Origin of the sequence: Gilliamella sp. Choc5-1, assembly GCF_001690595.1 — a bacterium.
In the GTDB taxonomy this organism is placed as follows: domain Bacteria; phylum Pseudomonadota; class Gammaproteobacteria; order Enterobacterales; family Orbaceae; genus Gilliamella; species Gilliamella apicola_M.
In genome coordinates, this window is record NZ_LZHH01000123.1 from 77,298 (window position 1) to 94,541 (window position 17,244).

Sequence of the window (17,244 nt, forward strand, 5' to 3'; positions counted from 1 at the left end):
TTCCTGAAAGTTTTTGACATAATTCTATTTAAATAAGATCATTTTGATCGTTTAATTGACGGATATGATCTTGCGCTCACCTGAGTCATTATATGTGATTTGATAAAATTGAGGTAGATTAAAATTAACAGCACTGCCCGTTGTAAAAGTAAAACGATCGTCAGATAAAACATAAAAATCGTTGATATCTTTTACCATATTTTCTTTTGAACCGTTACAATTACGGTAAATTTCAACCTGATTATGTTCATTTAAGATGTAAAGATCAAAACCCGATTCGGTATCTTCAAAAATGAACTGGATGATCCCTCTATAAGCAATGCTGTCGATTTCTTTGGGTAGTTCATTGGTTTCGTCTAAAATATTTAACGGTCTACCTTGTATTTTGTTGTTTGATACGGCACCATAAAAATCGATCGCATTTTCAAATTGATGGCTAGAAACACCTAATCGTTCAAAAAATAGATACCAAGAAGATCCCCCCACCCTTAATGGCTTGACTTGTGTTGAATTGTTTTCAGTCGTGGTTAAGCGCAAATCAACACATTCATCCATAAGTTTTTTTATTTGTTGTTTGATTTCGCAACTTAAGTGTTCACTATAACAAAAAATTTCAATTGAATTAGGAAGATCAGCATTTTTGTGCATGCGATTTAATAATGCTTTAATCGCTTCAAGCACGGACAGTGATCCGCTAAAATGAAGCATACGAATTTCATTCCATGAATTTCTATAAAGAAGATCAATTGTTCCAACTAAGCTAAGTTCATCTTTACCGTAATTAAGTACGCTATTAGCCACTTCATTATCTATCTTTATGTTGGTAGTTGGATCATCTTCCAGATTTAAAATGATCGCTAAATGGCGAATTTCACATGGCCCATATAACTGTTCTTCAGTTGCAGCAGGAACATCGATGGGAAAATAATTTTTTAGATCGGCGATCAATTTATTGATTTTTGAGTTATTACGATTTTCACCATTCCGATAATAAAATTGGGTAGTATCAGCAATTAAACCATTAAAATAACACCAACCAACCAGTTTTACTAAATATTTGCTGTATTCCAAATATTGGTGACTAATAATCGAATTGAGGATAGGTTTTTGGTTATAAACATACCATCCTGCTCGATTAATGCGATCTTCTGCCACATGAATAAACGTCAAGGCATCTTCTTGCAAATTGTCGGATATATTAAGTTTTAATGTTGTTATTTTGCCTGGTAATACTTCAAAAGCAGCATAGAGTTTACGCGTTAAGATCGCAAGATCTTGAGGACTAATTAATGAGTCTAAATTATTACGACGACCAAAATTGAGTAAATTTCGATAACCTTTCATCATGGTGTGTAATAGAATTTCATGCATTTCTCGAACTTGTTCTATTTTCCAAGCTTGGCAGGCATCTAATTTGGCAATTTGTTGCTTACTCCATCCCCAATTTTTAACTAAATCACTCAAAATGGCACGACGCCAAGATGGTGATTGTGTAGGGATTGATAGTTTTCCATTCACTTTTAAATAAAAACAGTTACGAATTAGCTCAAGCCGTTCATAGTCATTAATTTCTACAAGATAGTTACTGATTCTGTCTAATAGCATGTAGTATGAATCTAGATTAGCCCCTTTGTGTTTTTGACCTTTTTGAATAAACTCTCTCATCTGATAAGCTATCGGATCATTTTTAGGATAAATCCATGAGTACGCTTCTAGTAATAGGGTTTTAAGTACTGCTTTAAAGGGGGAATCGATGCTTTTATAAAGTTGCCATAGACTTGCGCCAAAATACTCTTGTGCAGATAAGCCAGTTAGTGGCCCAAAATCAATCCAGTCATTTCGTTCAATTAAATTAAGATCAACCATAGCGTTAACGCACTGTTCATAAGTGGGATAAGTGACGTTATTTACGGTATAGTTATAAGGCACAGCAAACCATAACAAAAATTTCCCTGCTAATAAATTAGCGGAACGGTAAAATTCTTCAAGCAATAAGATATGTTGAGCGGTTCCACAGTTTTCACCCATTAAACATTCGTGATGTTGATTGATAAAACGATCTGCATCGACCACAAATAACGTTAATTTGACTTGTAAATTCGCTGCCCATTTTTCGATTAATCGGCATTTTTGCTGTAACGCTTCTTTTTGTTGATCAGTTAAATTGTTTTCAATACATATCCAAATATCAAGATCAGATTTTACTGATTGTCCAAGAGAGCAAGTACTTCCCATCGAATATAAAGCGGAGATTGCCGGTGGTAGTATTTGGGTTTGGGTTGGGTTTGTCGGTGGAATAAAATTGAATTGTTTTTTTAGTCGTTTTTTTGCGTCATTAGATAATTGATAGCAAGCAATACCTGAAAGTATATGACCTTCTATATATCCAGGTAGTTGAGGAGTATGATAATGAAAAAGCGCCGGAAGTAATAAAAATACCTGTTGGAATTCAGATGGCATACCAATAAGCGCACGCTCACGCTTTAAATTGGCAAGATCTTCGAGTTCTTTTTTAAGGTTATTGATATAATATTGCATAGCTTTAATTAGGTAAAACGAGCGTATTAGACTAACGCTTTTGTTAAATCTAGCATGTTATTCGTGTAAGGTAAATAGAACAACAATTTAAATTAAATGCTGAATAAAATTAATTATTATGATCACAATCGAAAAGATAACAAAACAGATTCAAAAAAAACAGATTATAAAATGTGTTGATAATAAAGCTGCTGTGCTATTGCCGATCGTTCATGTTGATGATCAACTCGAGCTATTGTTTCAAGTCAGATCAAAAAAGCTAAAATGGCAACCGGGGGATATCTGCTTTCCTGGTGGTCGTGTTGAATTAACGGATATTAATCCCGAACACACAGCTAAACGTGAAACCGCTGAAGAATTAGGCATTGCCTTTAATCAAATCACAATTTTAGGACAATTACCCAAATTTATTGCTACGTTAGGTATGATGATTTATCCATTTGTAGGCACAATAAATTCATTAGATGATTTGCAACTAAACCATGACGAAGTTGAGCAGATTTTTACAGTTCCTATTAAGTGGTTTATTGACAATCAACCACAATGTGCAACGATGTTTTTAGGACAGAAACCTGCCGATAATTTTCCATTTGATGTTATTACTAATCGTTCAACCAATTGGCAAAAAAGGTCTGAACATGCGGTCTATTATTATCAGTATCAAAATTGGGTTATTTGGGGATTAACAGCACAATTGCTTAAATTTTTTATTGATACAATTGGTGAATAATCATTATCAACAAAATAATTAAAAACGCACATCGAATTAACACCATTTTAAGCAATTAATGCTAGGTGTTCTACTGTTTCATTAAAAGAACTTGAGGATTATTACTGAACGTCTTATAAAGGTAGCTAGTTGTTTTACTATTCATTCCTGCCAAAACAACTATATGTCTTAACGCTTTTAACAAGTAGACAAGGACAAGACATTCTGGAGCTCCACAAGTTAGAATAATCTCGAAGCAATACCATTAAATCTGCAAATTAAATAGGCGTTAAACAATGATTTTCTATTTTAATAATTCAAAAGTGAAGGACTCAATCATGAAACGTTTTACTAAATCTTCTATAGCTTTAGCTGTGTTATTCTCTTTACCTATTGCTAATGTTTATGCAGCTCAACCATTAACTTCTAAAGAAAGCCGCCACTTAATACCATTGAAAGAAATCTCAGTAACTGGCAGCTATTTACAAGCGGATAATGCTGCTGATGATATTTCACGTGCCGCAGATGAAGCAGGTGCCCAATATTATTATATTACAGCAATGGAAACCCCTGCCAATGGGACTTCTTCAGATCGTGCTATTGTTTATGCCAATATTTATAAATCTAATGCACAAATAGCTGTCGAGCAAAATCCAACCACTTATAATGGTATTGTTTCCTATAACCGCTCAAAAGCCCTTTACTATTTACCATTTGAAGTTGTTAAATTTAAAGGCAATTACAACAATACTTCTGAAATTACTGAAGCAGCAAGTAAATTAGCCGCTGAAAAAAATGCCTACGCGTTTTATATCGATTCTATTTCATCAGTTGGTAGTCAAGACCAAGCTCAAGATGTCGATGTTTTATTATATAAACAAGATGCCCCGGTAAGAGATTACATCGTCACAACCGCAATACAAGGCCAAGATGCCTATGAAATCAGTAGTGAAGCATTTAAACGTATGACACCATACAAGACTATTAGCTTCCATGGTGTCTTTAATGATACTTCTGAAATCAGCGAAGCTGCACAAAAACATGCTGTTGCTAATGGTGCACATTTTTATTATGTAAAAGAAGTATCAAACAACCCTGCAAGCACAGCGCAAACTATTTTTGTTAATTTATATAAATAATAACTCGTTATCCATGATTTTCCACGTGCTACATAGACTATGCACGTGGAAAGTTCTTTTTATACTAGCCTTTCCTTAAATAAAAGCACCAACTACTTATTATCTCAAATCATCAAAATAAAAATTTGCATCAATAAAGTTATAACTTATAAAAGTTTTGATGAGCATAAAAGACATTGACTGTTTAAAAAAAACACACATAAAATCAATATCTTTATAGTAGTTTTTGATAATAAACGGGTCTTTTTTGAAAAAAGGCACATTGTCACCCTAGTCACAAGTAACTGGTATGGTTTTAAGATTAAATCCTGCCTCTTTATAATACTTATACCTTACCCTTGCTAATGCTTTTAAATCCTCGCCAACAGGTACAAAATCAATAATATCACGATAGACATTAGCAAATTCAGGAAATTGCTCTTGTAAATTAATTAGTAGCGGCCTACTACCGCTACTGCGTTTTTGTGGCCAGCTGATTTCAACAGGTGATCCGCCTTTCATACCTTCACCAGCTAAGTTATGTGGCACAAAGCTGTCGGTACTCAGTTGCCATAGATATTCGTCGATTCGCTCAGCTTGTGCTTGATCTTGACAAGCAACTTGTACACGCAAATTAGCTTGCCATGCTTCGGCGATTTTTTGGCATGCAAGTTTTTCATAATATAGCATGCCTGATTCGTTGGCTTCTGTTTGGTTTTCAAGTAGATAAAAGATCACTTTTTTCATAAATGTTGGCTCGATTTATTGATCAAGTAAGTATTGAATCAACATAGCAACAGGACGCCCTGTTGCGCCTTTTTGTGCGCCCGATTTCCATGCAGTGCCTGCAATATCTAAATGCGCCCATTGATATTTTTCAGTAAAACAAGACAGGAAACAAGCAGCAGTAATTGTGCCACCATCACGCCCACCAGCGTTAACAATATCAGCGCATGTCGATTTGATCTGCTCTTGGAATTGATCGTCGATCGGCAGCGCCCATGCTTTGTCTTCCGCTTTTTGTGATGCGCTAACTAATTGTGCGACTAACTTATCGTTGTTACCCATAACTCCTGTATAATGATGACCAAGCGCCACAATACAAGCGCCTGTTAAAGTAGCTATGTCGATAACGGTTTTGGGATTATAACGCTCAACATAGGTTAAAGCGTCACACAATACAAGCCGCCCTTCGGCATCAGTGTTAATCACTTCAACCGTAGTGCCTGACATGGTAGTTAATATATCACCAGGACGGTAGCTATTACCGTCAGGCATGTTTTCACAACCTGCCATAACACCTACAACATTGATCGGTAATTTAAGTTCAGCAACGGCTTGCATAACACCATAAACCGTTGCCGCACCACACATGTCGTATTTCATTTCATCCATGCCAGCAGCAGGTTTGATAGATATACCACCCGAATCAAACGTTAGCCCTTTGCCAACTAAAACATAAGGTTGGGATTTTTTATCTTTGGCGCCTTGGTATTCAATAATTGTCATGATCGATTCGTTTTGCGATCCACGCCCAACGGCTAAATAGGCATTCATGTTTAATTTTTCCAGTTCGCTTTCGCCAAGGCAGGTGACTTTGAGCGATGTATGTAGTTTTCCTAGCTGTTTGCCTTGTTCAGCTAAATATTTTGCATTACAAACATTCGATGGCATGTTAGCAATGGTCTTGGTTGCGGTAATGGCATTAGCAATAATTTCACCTTGTAACAAGTTGCTAGTTAATTCATCAATATTGCTTTTATTACCCGTTAATAATGTCACTTTTGCTAAGCTTGGTGCTGGGGTTTTGGTGGTTTTAAATTCGTCAAACCGATATGTTATGTCACTCACTATTTGTGGCAACTGTTTGGCAATTTGTAGGCTATTGCTTTGATTGACAGCTAGCAAATCCCACGCAATACTTTTAATCTTTTTGGCAAGCAGTTCTTTGATAACGACTTGAATCACTTTTTTGGCTTGCGTTACCCCAAAGTCGTTGGCTTTTCCACAGCCAACAAATAGGAGTTTTTGTTTTATATCGCTATTAGTTTGATACAATAGCGTGGTTTTACCCAATTCATGGCTAATATCGCCTGACTTGATAAGCTGACTTACTAGGCCGTTAGTTAAGTTGTCGATATCTTTAACAATATCTGACTGGCTTTTTCCTGAATCAATTGAAATAACTAAACACTCTGTTTTTTGTTTGGTTATAATAGTGCTGTTTTTTATTTGAAATTCCATGATGTTTCCATTTATGCGTTGATGGGAATAATGAATATTCTATCGGTTCATTATGGGATAGCAACAAAAAGATAACTAAAACTTAGCAAATCAGATTATAATAATCAGATTTTGTACCAACATGTATAGGTAAAATGTGATAATTCGTCGATATTTAGTTAAAGAGACATTGAAAACCCAAGGAGCAATATTATTTATTTTGTTGCTGATTTTCTTTTCTCAAAAATTAATTAGAATTTTATCAAATGCAATTGATGGCTCTATCCCTCGTGATTTGATTATGCCATTGTTGGTGTTGGGCGTGTCGAACATGGCGGATCTGATTTTACCGTTAAGCCTATTTCTTGGCGTACTGGTGACTTTTGGGCGACTTTATGCTGACAGTGAAATGGTGGCAATGCATGCTTGTGGTGTTAAAAAGAGTTTAACTTATCAGGTGGTGCTGTTTCTTTGTATTTTAACTTGCCTATTAACGACGTTAAATTCATTGTGGTTTGGGCCTTGGTCTAGTATTAAGCAAGATCAATTGCTTGCCAATGCAAAAATCAATCCAAGTTTAGCTGGACTGTTAGCGGGGCAATTTCAACAAACGCCCGATGGCAATTCAATGCTTTATATTGGTAATGTAAATGATAATAATTTAGAAAATGTTTTTATCGCGCAAATCAACCCAAAAACCAATCAGCGACCTTCGATTATTATTGCCAATAAAGGTAAGACAGGACACGATAATGAAGGTAATCAAATCATTACTCTTGAAGATGCCAACCGCTATGAAGGCACTGCGCAACTTAAGGATTTTCGAATTTCTAACTTTCATAATTATTTAGGTATTATCAAACCCAAAGCAATAGATACAAATGAAGATACCGATAAAATCGATGTTCAGCAGCTAGGATTACAGGCACTTGCTGATATGGATACGCCTAAAGCCAATGCCGAATTTTATTGGCGATTAACGCTAATTATTTCCGTGCCGTTAATGGCATTTTTGGTTATTCCATTGAGTATATCTAATCCTCGCCAAGGACGTCTTGCACAAGTTTTTCCTGCATTGTTGCTTTATTTGGTTTACTTTTTATCAGCCAGTTCGATTAAAGCTAATGCGGGTAAAGGTCGGTTAGATCCTGAACTTTGGTTTTACGTTTTGAATATCGGGTACTTTTTATTAGCACTAGTGCTAAATTGTTGGGATAGCCTATTTATGCGCAAACTTCGCTTAAAATATTCGGCATCTTAAGGAGATATGCGTGTTTTCGATTTTAGACCGTTACATAGGTAAAACTATTTTAAGCACCATTGGTGTTAGTCTTTTTTTGTTGATTAGCTTATCAGGAATTATCCGTTTTATTGATCAGCTTCGAAAAATCAAAGTGGATTATGATGCGTTTTCTGTCGGTATTTATACCCTGTTGATGGTGCCAAAAGATTTAGAAGTGTTCTTCCCGATGGCGGCATTATTAGGTGCTTTGATTGGGTTAGGAATACTCGCGTCACACAGTGAACTAACCGTGATGGAAACCTCAGGCTTTAGCCGTTTTAAAATTGCCTTTGCGGTAATGAAAACAGCCATACCTTTAGTATTGATTACTATGGCAATTGGTGAATGGATTGCCCCTGTAAGTGAACAAACTGCGCGTAATATGCGTTCTGAAAAACTGTACGGTAATTCGCTAATGGTTGAGCAAGGTAGTCTTTGGGCAAAAGATGGGAATGATTATATCTTTATTGGCCATGTAAATAACGATAATTCAATTTCAAATGTGTATATCTATTCGGTCGATCAAAATAAATTACAATCCATTACCCACGCCGCTTATGGTGTTTATGAAAATAACGCTTGGACTTTGTCACAAATCGAAAAAAATAATTTAACAAACCCCAATAAAGTAGTAGGTATCAATATGGTCTCTATCCTTTGGCAAACCAACATCACACCTGATAAACTCAGCATTGTTGCATTTGATCCTGATTCGTTGTCAGCCTCTGGGCTTTATCAATATTCACAATATCTAAAAAGTTCAGGGCAAGATACCAAGTATTACGATTTACTGTTTTGGAAAAAGCTTATAAAGCCTGTTTCGGTGGCGGTGATGATGCTATTAGCTCTATCGTTTATTTTTGGCCCACTGCGCAGCGTGTCGATGGGGATTCGTGTGGTTATTGGCATTAGCTTTGGTTTCTTGTTTTATATTGCCGATAATTTGTTTGCCCAAGTTAGTATTGTAATGGGCATTTACCCATTGGTTGGATCGCTTATCACAAGTTTTGTGTTTTTATTAATTAGTTATATTTTATTTAAGCGAAAAAACTAAGCTCAAACAAACTAAATTCAAACGAAAAGCTAAGCTAACGGTGTTTTTATCAATCCTATCATCTTTGTTAAGATGATAGGATTTTTATTTATGAATTAAATAATAAGGGGGTTATTTATGATTTATCAAATAGCTTTAAATACTGCCCATACCCAGCATCTTCAAGTTCATCTTTCGGAATAAACCGTAATGCGGCCGAATTGATGCAATAGCGTAATCCACCAAGCTCTTTAGGACCATCATTAAATACATGGCCAAGATGTGAATTTGCGCAAGCCGATCGAACCTCGGTACGGCGCATACCAAAGCTAGTATCTTTTTTTTCAACAATGTTGGCCTTTTCTATCGGTTTTGAAAAACTTGGCCAACCACAGCCTGAATCAAATTTATCTAATGAAGTAAATAGTGGTTCGCCCGATACGATATCAACATAGATACCTTCCCTGTGATTAGCATAAAATTGGTTATCAAAGGGAGGTTCAGTGCCATTTCGTTGCGTAATATGATATTGCATAGGTGTTAATACTGACAGCGCTTTTTCTTTCATTGTATTATCCATAAGCCACCCTATATTATGTTATTTGTTTTAATTATGCTGATTAATTACGTTTTAACATTGACTGTAATACTTTATCTTTAATCCAAACATAATGAAATAAAGCGCCGGCTATATGTACAATAAGTAAAGCTATCAATAAATAGGCACTGACTTGGTGGGTTTGATGAAATAACTGATAAGCTTTATTTGGCATATCAATAGCTGGAATAGAGATGACACCAAAAAAATTCAGTGGACGGCTACTCATTAAATAGCCAGAAAGCGGTACAATAATTAGTAAAATGTAAATAAAACCTTGTACCGATTTTGACAAAATTCGTTGTCGTTTTTGTGATTTTGGCAACACATCAGGCACGCCATCTTGTTTAATGACAATAAAGCGCCAAAGTGTTATGCCAAAAATCAGCACACCAAATGATTTATGGAATAAATAAATATTAAACATACCACCTAAATAGGATGATAAAGTTACTTTAAAAAAAACCAATAAATAAGTGCACACAATCAATACTAATGTTAACCAATGGATCCATTTTTGTTTACTACTGTATTGTGGGTAGTTTTGCATAATTAAGTCATCCTTCTATTTGTTTTTTGACCAATGCTCAGATAAAAAATGAGATCGTCCTGATAATTGGTAATATTGTTGATAATGTTGTGGCTGTTTAAGGTAATAATTTTGATGATAATCTTCAGCTAAATAAAAAGTAGATGCTGGTTCAATAGCCACCTTAATTGGCTTATCAAAATGACCACTGTCTTGTAAAGCTTGTTTAGATGCTAATGCCAATTTATGTTGAAATTCGTTATGGTAAAAAATAGCAGGACGATAAGAATCCCCCCTATCAGCAAATTGACCTTCTGAATCAGTAGGATCAATTTGATGCCAAAAGATATCAAGGAGCTTTTTATAACCAATTATGTTAGGATCGAATGTAATTTGTATCGCTTCGGTATGTCCTGTATTACCGGCACAAACTTGTTGATAAGTCGGATTGACAACATCTCCTCCTGTATATCCCGACACCACATTAATCACCCCCTCATACTGATCAAACGGTTTTACCATACACCAAAAACAACCGCCTGCAAATGTTGCTTGTTCATATTGTTGCATAATAACCTCCTGAGTTTATGAGTTTATAACTTTATGATTTCATAATATTTAAAAATTGCTCCGTCTGTTGCCTAACACATACTTTATGATTCACATTAAAATGTTATGTCGTTAGCTAGCATATTACTTGAAAATGAATAAAAAAACACCATGTTGTTTAACAACTATTTTCATTATAGAGGAATTGATTATGGCTAGTGGATGGGCATCTGACGATGCTGTTAATCAACAAATCGATAGTACCATTGCCGATGCAATTACAAATGCAAGGCGACAACTCCATCACGGCATAGCAAGCGCACATTTTTGCGTTGAATGTGGCGATCTTATTGCCGAAGCACGAAGGCAAGCCTTACCAGGTGTGCAATACTGTTTAAGTTGTCAGCAAGAAATTGATAAGCAAACGGCTAAAGCATTTAGCTTATATAATCGTCGCGGTAGTAAAGATAGCCAACTTCGTTAATAGCGGGTTGTATCTATAAATTGGGTGGTAACTAACCACCCAATTTAAGAATGTTACGTTTAATGTAGAACATAATAACTATTTTTTACCTTCAACAACTGAATCATAAGGGTAAATAATCAATTTATCATCAAACCATTCGGCGCAAAAAATATCTTCTATTTTTTCGTAGCCTTGTTTGCTGATCTCGCGTTTAACCCAATCTTCATCTTTCTCAAGTTGCTCAAGATTATCATGACTAATGCCACCATTTTCGATAATAAGCAAGGCGATATCTTTTTCACCTTTTTTAATAACCGTTAAAGAGCCATTTAGTTCATACCATACTTCTTTTAATTCACCAAATGAAGGAATACCTTGAACATTAACTAACGTTTCAAAATCCCTTACTGGTAAGTTTGCTTTAATAAAATTTTCGGTTATTAAATGACCATTTTTAACTAATTGGATTGGTTTACCATCAATTGTGTCACGCAAACGTGAGTTTTTGGATTTGATAAATCGAATTAAAACAAGCAAACCCGCCCAAATTGCAACTAATCCAGCGGCTTCCCAAGGTGATACTGTCGGGCTAAGTAATGCTCCCCCGACTAGCGCACCAATGACCATACTACCGACCTGATCAAGCTGTGACATTGGTGCAATTTGACTTTTTCCTGATAATTTCACATAAATAAGTAAAATAAATAAAGCTAATAAAAACTTTGGTGCCATTTCTAATAAATACATTTTTTCCTCCAAGCCAAACATCATATGTTGAACGACAAGCGCAAATACAAAGTTCAATAATACTTTTGATTTGCAACGGGTAACAATTTATCTAAAAATCGGTATAACTTTTGTTTTAATTAAGCTTTAACTAAATGTTAATAAAATATAAATTATTTTTAGTATTGCTTAAATATCAATGGTAAGACGAATTAGAAAAGTGAATATCATTATTCTACTCCAAATTTTTGCCAAGAAAATGGGACTTAACAAATTAATTGTAAAATTATTTGCTCCTAAAAGCAGAAAAATTGGCCTATAAATAAAATAGATAATATTTTAAGAATGTATTTTCTGATAAAAAAGTTTGTTAGCAAGTTTGGAATTTTGGGATCTTGTGTGATGTAGAATAACAAAAAGTGTCAAAACTTATCGACTTGAAGCTTTCTGTAAGAAAGCTTCGCTCTTTGATAAATAGTCCACAATTAGAATATAAGTTCTACATGGACTAAGAATTAAGGTGTGACACAAACCCCATAGTCCCTAAAATTCTTTCCGTAGCTGTGCACAGCACCACTATATGAGTATACATTGAACAGTTGGATATCTGTAGCATCACTCGTCAAATAACCAGCGTTAACGTTAGCGAAATTGCTACCTGGATAGCTGCCCATAGCGCCCCACTCAGTGAATAACCCCGCACCTATTTGACGCTGATAATGATTACCCTCCGAGGAAGGTGTAGCTCCAACAGAGCCTTGGCACTGGCGGGTTACATTTGGACCAGAACAGACTGCATTAGTTAAGTCTTTTACCTGTGGAAGACGATAGCCCAAGCCATTGCACCAACTTGCTAGCCCTGAAGGATCATCGATTATAGAACCTCGATTCACAAACCACTTTTGTAACTGAAATCCATATTTTAATACAGCATTACCGCTGTTATCTTTTCCTACTAACTCAAACGTTTGCGGTAAATTTGGTACAGTAATGCCGGCAGGACTAACATCATTCCATCGATCTTTTGCTTCGGGACCGGTTAGAGTAATGCGCACACTAGTACTTGTTGCATTTGTTATAGTAGCAGTTATCCCTCCGGCCGTGACTGGTGACCATATTAATTGACTTGCATCAGTGCCTGCTATGTCTAAATCAAAATATAATCCATTAGCCCCCGTGGTCGGAAAATGATTATCGTATGATGCAGAACCGGTTGACTGTAGGATAAATCCTTTATCTGCATTCCATATAGTATCGGGCCCAGCAAAATCTACTCTCCAATTATTGTCAAATTTACTGCCATATCGTAGGCTTGGTCTTACAAAACAGATAGTAGGCAATACCTTCGGATTGATGTAATAAACTTCCTTACCTCCTGTGAAAGTGCTAATGTTTGGTATACCGTAACGAGTACTTAAACTTCCCCCTAAACTACTTAACTCTACTTTATAAGGTGCATTACAAATACTTAAAGGATCGTTACGCTTTACTGTTTTGTTATTTTTATCTGTGATGGTCAGTGTTACATTTCCTGATGCGGTTATACCACCGACATCCAATCCATCGCCATCGTCATCTCCCCAATAGTTATTACTCGTTATTAAATCATTTAAATTGATTGAGTTGGTTGAGGTGGGTATTATCATTTCAACATTAGCGAAAGTATCGTTTTCATTCGGTAGTTCTATCGGGTTTGAAGGTGATGATTCATTAGTTGTTGGCGTGATAGTGGCGTCATCGGATAATACGATACTTAATAAGCCATCAGTTGTAGTTACTTTAGTTTTACCCCCATCAAACGTTAAATACGGTTCAGTGCCTTGAATAACATTCATGGTACTGGCTGATAATGCTTGTAACCCCAATGAATATGGTAATAGTAACAGTGGCATTAACCTTAACAGAATTTTTGATGATAATTTGAAAGGCGATCTTGAAGATATAAACGGAACTGGTGTAAAAATTTTTCTAATGTGATACTGCATTATATTTAACCTAATAATTAACTTATATTTATATTTATATTTATATTTACTAACTTAGTTTATAAGTTGATTTTTAAAATCCGCGAGAGTGTAACTTTTTATAAACATTTTTGCTACCCTTTAGCTAAAAATATTTTGAATATAAGTAAAATTAATTTCAAGAAAACAGCAAGTTATTTATACTCGATGATTAAAATAATCGGCTAAAAACTCATAAAATGTTTCCCAAAAATGGTTTTGTGGGCGGATTGTATTATAAAAGCATAGAAATAACATAACATTTTGTTTTTTTGTGTTTTTAATAGCTAAATGTTGACTGATTATGCTATATATCCATTAAAGTTCGTATCACACTTTGAGCTTTCCTATTTGTTTGTGCGAGCAAGTCGGTTTTGTAAATTTTTGTTCAATACGATTGAGCAGTAAGTTTTAACAAATAGATACTGCAAAATTTCAATTTATCACCAAACGGTATATAATCCTGAATATTTTTTACAAAAAACAGAATCTGAAAATTAAACAATTTTTTAAATTTCCCATAGATAGTAAGTACACAGCTTACATAAAAAATCATATTGGCTATTTAATATTGTTTTATTATTCAAAGGGTTTTGTGTTATTTGAAGTTTTATCAAGTCTTTCGCTGTTATAAGTAGCTTTTCAAATACTGTAAACAACACTGGCATTTTCTGCATCTCATTATTTTTTTTTAAAGATAGAAACTTCTTTCTACTCATTTTTATAAAAAACCCAATCTACATCACAATTTTTCACATTAGTGATTTACTTTGAGAATATGTGAATATAAATTTAAATGAACATTTGTGATTAACAAAGAGAATTTGTGAGAGGTGTTAAATGAATATTATTTTGGCTGGACACGGAAAATTTGCGTATGAAATGAAAAATAGCATTGAAATGATTGCAGGAAAATACACTAATTTGCATGCAATAACTTTTGAACCAGGGGATAGTATCGATAACCTGAAAGATAAATATCTAAAAATTATTAACCAATCAGAATCGAAACAGTTCATTATTATCACTGACATATTCTCAGGTAGCCCTTATAACGCTGCCACCATTCTAGCTATGCAATTAGGTAATATCGAAGTAATTAGTGGGTTATCTATGCCACTTTGCCTTGAGTTACTAAATCTCGATTTCTCTTTTATCAACACTGAAAACGTATTTGAACAACTCGATGAAGTTAAATTAGATTTTATTAAATCTTTCAAGTTGTTGTCTAAAAATGTCTCTACAGAGGAGGAGTTATAAATGATCATAAATTTAGTTCGCATTGACGATAGATTGATTCATGGACAAGTTACTACCGTTTGGACAAAAGAAGCCAAAGCAGAAAGAATTATTATTGTTAGTGATGAGGTTGCTAATGATGAAATACGTTCAACATTAGTTAAACAAGCAGCACCTCCTGGAATTAAAGTGTCGGTGATTAGTATTGATAAAGCCGCTGCGGTCTATAAAAACCCTAAATATGCCACTGACACTGTTTTTTATCTTTTTACCAATCCAACCGATGTTTTGCGATTAATCAATGCAGGTGTTCCTATTAAAGAAGTCAACATAGGAGGCATGTCATTTAAAGAAGGGAAAAAACAAATTACCAAAGCGGTTTCTGTTGATGAAAACGATATATCTGCATTCAAAAAAATGCATGAAATGGGTATCAACTTATGCTTAAAAGTCGTCATTACTGATCCAAATGTCGATTTTATTAAACTTCTTTAACAAAATTTTCCATATTAACCAACACAACAAAAGAAGAGTAGGAGGAAAACATGGACATTTCAATACTTCAAATCATGTTCATTTTTATTTTCTCGTGTATCGCAGGAATGGGAAGTGTACTTGATGAATTTCAAACACATCGTCCATTAATTGCATGTACCGTAGTAGGCCTAATATTAGGTGACGTAAAAACAGGTATCATTTTAGGCGGTACACTTGAGCTCATAGCATTGGGTTGGATGAATATAGGGGCAGCCCAATCTCCAGATTCCGCATTGGCTAGTGTGATATCGACAATATTGGTTGTTGTAGGAAGACAAGATATCCAAACAGGGATAGCTATAGCTCTTCCTGTTGCAGCAGCAGGACAAATATTAACTGTTTTTGCAAGAACTATTACAGTTATATTTCAGCATGAAGCCGATAAAGCCGCAGAAAAGGTTCAATTTCGAAAAATTGAGTTGCTTCATTTTAGTGCGCTTTTTGTACAAGCATTAAGAGTTTCAATCCCTGCCACGCTTGTTGCAATTTACGTTGACGCAAACACCGTTCAATCTTTATTAAATATGCTACCTGATATTGTCACTGGTGGGCTTTCAGTGGCCGGTGGATTTATTGTTGTTGTCGGTTATGCAATGGTATTAAACATGATGATTGTTAAATACTTAGCGCCATTTTTCTATTTAGGTTTTGTCTTAGGTGGATATCTAAATTTTAGCTTACTTTCATTCGGTATTTTAGGGGTAATTTTGGCCATTATTTATGTTCAATTAAATCCAAAATTCAATGTAATAAAAAACAATGACAAATATGTAAATTCGATGGCAAATACCAATCAAATGATCAGCGATGATGAATTAGAAGACTAATCTATAGGAATTTTATTATGAAAGATATGTTAAAAACTGTTCAAAAAAAAGATGTAATTAGCACCTTTATTCGTTCTAATTTTCAACAAGCTTCTTTTAATTATGAACGTATTCATGCGCTTGCTTTTTGTGTCGATATGATTCCAACAATTAAACGAGTTTATCATACTAAAGATGAACAGCGCCAAGCGTTAAAAAGACATTTATCCTTTTTCAACACAACCCCTGCAATGTGTGGCCCTGTGCTTGGTGTCACCATAGCGATGGAAGAAGCAAAAGCAAATGGCGCGCCCATTAATGATGGAACAATTAATAGCCTAAAAATTGGATTAATGGGTCCTTTAGCTGGAGTAGGCGATCCGCTTGTATGGGGAACATTGCGCCCTATCACTGCGGCACTTGGTGCATCTTTAGCTCTCACTGGCAATGTCGCCGGTCCATTATTATTTTTTATTTTGTTTAATTTAGTTAGACTTGCCATGAAATGGTATGGGTTAACCTATGGGTTATCAAAAGGAATCGGTATTGTTAAAGATCTTTCGGGTAGTATCTTGCCTAAACTGACAGAAGGTGCTTCCATTCTTGGCTTATTTATTATGGGAGTATTGGTGACCAAATGGACCTCAATAAATGTACCTTTAGTGGTATCTAAAACTACCGATACAAATGGTAATGAAATCATTATGACAGTACAAGGTATACTCAACGATCTCGTACCTGGTTTACTCCCGCTAGCATTAACATTGTTAATGATGAAATTACTCAGAAAAAAGGCCAGCCCAATTATCTTAATTTTTGCTTTATTTACTGTAGGTATTATTGGTTATGGGTTAGGTATTCTTGCTTAAAACGCAAACAAAAAACATT

Annotated in this window: 17 protein-coding genes; 9 read left to right on the forward strand and 8 right to left on the reverse strand. The window is 35.0% G+C overall.

Features of this window, described 5'->3' with window-relative positions; genetic code table 11:
• Positions 1-51: 51 nt before the first annotated feature.
• A complete protein-coding gene (locus A9G35_RS12385; protein ID WP_065637129.1) occupies positions 52-2,538 on the reverse strand; it encodes a class I adenylate cyclase in 2,487 nt (828 codons plus the stop codon).
• 118 nt (positions 2,539-2,656) lie between these two features.
• Here A9G35_RS12385 and A9G35_RS12390 point away from each other — a divergent pair, with 118 nt between their 5' ends.
• Both A9G35_RS12390 and A9G35_RS12395 read left to right on the forward strand, forming a co-directional pair.
• Positions 2,657-3,268 carry an NUDIX hydrolase gene (locus A9G35_RS12390; protein WP_081300224.1) on the forward strand — a complete coding sequence of 204 codons (612 nt, stop codon included), beginning with the start codon at positions 2,657-2,659 and terminating at the stop codon, positions 3,266-3,268.
• A 317-nt stretch (positions 3,269-3,585) separates the two neighbouring features.
• On the forward strand, positions 3,586-4,386 hold the full coding sequence (locus tag A9G35_RS12395) for a YdgH/BhsA/McbA-like domain containing protein (protein ID WP_065637130.1): 801 nt from the start codon (positions 3,586-3,588) through the stop codon (positions 4,384-4,386).
• Between the two features lie 270 nt (positions 4,387-4,656).
• Here the strand turns inward: A9G35_RS12395 and A9G35_RS12400 are convergent, their stop codons facing one another.
• Together A9G35_RS12400 and A9G35_RS12405 are read right to left on the reverse strand one after the other, a co-directional pair.
• Positions 4,657-5,112 carry a DNA polymerase III subunit chi gene (locus A9G35_RS12400; protein ID WP_065637131.1) on the reverse strand — a complete coding sequence of 152 codons (456 nt, stop codon included), beginning with the start codon at positions 5,110-5,112 and terminating at the stop codon, positions 4,657-4,659.
• 15 nt (positions 5,113-5,127) lie between these two features.
• Complete coding sequence (locus A9G35_RS12405; RefSeq protein WP_065637132.1) at positions 5,128-6,609, reverse strand: leucyl aminopeptidase; 1,482 nt, start codon at positions 6,607-6,609, stop codon at positions 5,128-5,130.
• Between the two features lie 136 nt (positions 6,610-6,745).
• On the opposite strand from A9G35_RS12405, the gene lptF reads away from it, so the two are divergent.
• Together lptF and lptG are read left to right on the forward strand one after the other, a co-directional pair.
• A complete protein-coding gene (gene lptF / locus A9G35_RS12410; protein ID WP_065637133.1) occupies positions 6,746-7,849 on the forward strand; it encodes an LPS export ABC transporter permease LptF in 1,104 nt (367 codons plus the stop codon).
• A gap of 10 nt (positions 7,850-7,859) precedes the next feature.
• On the forward strand, positions 7,860-8,924 hold the full coding sequence (gene lptG, locus A9G35_RS12415) for an LPS export ABC transporter permease LptG (protein ID WP_065637134.1): 1,065 nt from the start codon (positions 7,860-7,862) through the stop codon (positions 8,922-8,924).
• Positions 8,925-9,039: 115 nt separating this feature from the next.
• Here the strand turns inward: lptG and msrB are convergent, their stop codons facing one another.
• Genes msrB through msrA form a run of 3 tightly spaced genes read right to left on the reverse strand, consistent with a single transcriptional unit; the run spans position 9,040 to position 10,600 of the window.
• A complete protein-coding gene (gene msrB, locus A9G35_RS12420) occupies positions 9,040-9,471 on the reverse strand; it encodes a peptide-methionine (R)-S-oxide reductase MsrB (RefSeq protein WP_065637135.1) in 432 nt (143 codons plus the stop codon).
• 52 nt (positions 9,472-9,523) lie between these two features.
• Positions 9,524-10,051: a cytochrome b gene (locus tag A9G35_RS12425; RefSeq protein WP_065637136.1), complete on the reverse strand. Its 528-nt coding sequence runs from the start codon at positions 10,049-10,051 to the stop codon at positions 9,524-9,526.
• A gap of 15 nt (positions 10,052-10,066) precedes the next feature.
• Positions 10,067-10,600 carry a peptide-methionine (S)-S-oxide reductase MsrA gene (gene msrA / locus A9G35_RS12430; protein WP_176701436.1) on the reverse strand — a complete coding sequence of 178 codons (534 nt, stop codon included), beginning with the start codon at positions 10,598-10,600 and terminating at the stop codon, positions 10,067-10,069.
• Positions 10,601-10,790: 190 nt separating this feature from the next.
• On the opposite strand from msrA, the gene A9G35_RS12435 reads away from it, so the two are divergent.
• Positions 10,791-11,063 carry a DksA/TraR family C4-type zinc finger protein gene (locus A9G35_RS12435; RefSeq protein WP_065637138.1) on the forward strand — a complete coding sequence of 91 codons (273 nt, stop codon included), beginning with the start codon at positions 10,791-10,793 and terminating at the stop codon, positions 11,061-11,063.
• Between the two features lie 78 nt (positions 11,064-11,141).
• Here the strand turns inward: A9G35_RS12435 and A9G35_RS12440 are convergent, their stop codons facing one another.
• Together A9G35_RS12440 and A9G35_RS12445 are read right to left on the reverse strand one after the other, a co-directional pair.
• Positions 11,142-11,792, reverse strand: coding sequence for a DUF421 domain-containing protein (locus tag A9G35_RS12440; protein ID WP_065637139.1), 651 nt, complete (start codon positions 11,790-11,792; stop codon positions 11,142-11,144).
• Positions 11,793-12,286: 494 nt separating this feature from the next.
• The gene (locus tag A9G35_RS12445; protein WP_065637140.1) at positions 12,287-13,663 is read right to left on the reverse strand and encodes a hypothetical protein; all 1,377 of its coding nucleotides are present in this window, start codon (positions 13,661-13,663) and stop codon (positions 12,287-12,289) included.
• A 951-nt stretch (positions 13,664-14,614) separates the two neighbouring features.
• Between A9G35_RS12445 and A9G35_RS12455 the strand changes: the two genes are divergently transcribed.
• The 4 genes from A9G35_RS12455 to A9G35_RS12470 are packed head-to-tail and all read left to right on the forward strand — an operon-like array spanning position 14,615 to position 17,225.
• A complete protein-coding gene (locus A9G35_RS12455) occupies positions 14,615-15,034 on the forward strand; it encodes a PTS sugar transporter subunit IIA (RefSeq protein WP_065637142.1) in 420 nt (139 codons plus the stop codon).
• Entirely contained in the window at positions 15,035-15,508 is a 474-nt protein-coding gene (locus A9G35_RS12460; protein WP_065637143.1) for a mannose/fructose/sorbose PTS transporter subunit IIB, read from the forward strand.
• A 50-nt stretch (positions 15,509-15,558) separates the two neighbouring features.
• Positions 15,559-16,377, forward strand: a complete 819-nt coding sequence (locus A9G35_RS12465) for a PTS mannose/fructose/sorbose transporter subunit IIC (protein ID WP_065637144.1) — start codon at positions 15,559-15,561, stop codon at positions 16,375-16,377.
• Between the two features lie 17 nt (positions 16,378-16,394).
• Complete coding sequence (locus A9G35_RS12470) at positions 16,395-17,225, forward strand: mannose/fructose/sorbose PTS transporter subunit IID (protein WP_065637145.1); 831 nt, start codon at positions 16,395-16,397, stop codon at positions 17,223-17,225.
• Positions 17,226-17,244: the final 19 nt, after the last annotated feature.

Bases quoted from the DNA above. Each gene is read 5' to 3' on its own strand.
- A9G35_RS12385 (WP_065637129.1), bottom strand. From the start codon at position 2,538: ATGCAATATTATATCAATAACCTTAAAAAAGAACTCGAAGATCTTGCC.
- A9G35_RS12390 (WP_081300224.1), top strand. From the start codon at position 2,657: ATGATCACAATCGAAAAGATAACAAAACAGATTCAAAAAAAACAGATT.
- A9G35_RS12395 (WP_065637130.1), top strand. From the start codon at position 3,586: ATGAAACGTTTTACTAAATCTTCTATAGCTTTAGCTGTGTTATTCTCT.
- A9G35_RS12400 (WP_065637131.1), bottom strand. From the start codon at position 5,112: ATGAAAAAAGTGATCTTTTATCTACTTGAAAACCAAACAGAAGCCAAC.
- A9G35_RS12405 (WP_065637132.1), bottom strand. From the start codon at position 6,609: ATGGAATTTCAAATAAAAAACAGCACTATTATAACCAAACAAAAAACA.
- msrB (WP_065637135.1), bottom strand. From the start codon at position 9,471: ATGAAAGAAAAAGCGCTGTCAGTATTAACACCTATGCAATATCATATT.
- A9G35_RS12425 (WP_065637136.1), bottom strand. From the start codon at position 10,051: ATGCAAAACTACCCACAATACAGTAGTAAACAAAAATGGATCCATTGG.
- msrA (WP_176701436.1), bottom strand. From the start codon at position 10,600: ATGCAACAATATGAACAAGCAACATTTGCAGGCGGTTGTTTTTGGTGT.
- A9G35_RS12435 (WP_065637138.1), top strand. From the start codon at position 10,791: ATGGCTAGTGGATGGGCATCTGACGATGCTGTTAATCAACAAATCGAT.
- A9G35_RS12440 (WP_065637139.1), bottom strand. From the start codon at position 11,792: ATGTATTTATTAGAAATGGCACCAAAGTTTTTATTAGCTTTATTTATT.
- A9G35_RS12445 (WP_065637140.1), bottom strand. From the start codon at position 13,663: ATGCCACTGTTACTATTACCATATTCATTGGGGTTACAAGCATTATCA.
- A9G35_RS12455 (WP_065637142.1), top strand. From the start codon at position 14,615: ATGAATATTATTTTGGCTGGACACGGAAAATTTGCGTATGAAATGAAA.
- A9G35_RS12460 (WP_065637143.1), top strand. From the start codon at position 15,035: ATGATCATAAATTTAGTTCGCATTGACGATAGATTGATTCATGGACAA.
- A9G35_RS12465 (WP_065637144.1), top strand. From the start codon at position 15,559: ATGGACATTTCAATACTTCAAATCATGTTCATTTTTATTTTCTCGTGT.
- A9G35_RS12470 (WP_065637145.1), top strand. From the start codon at position 16,395: ATGAAAGATATGTTAAAAACTGTTCAAAAAAAAGATGTAATTAGCACC.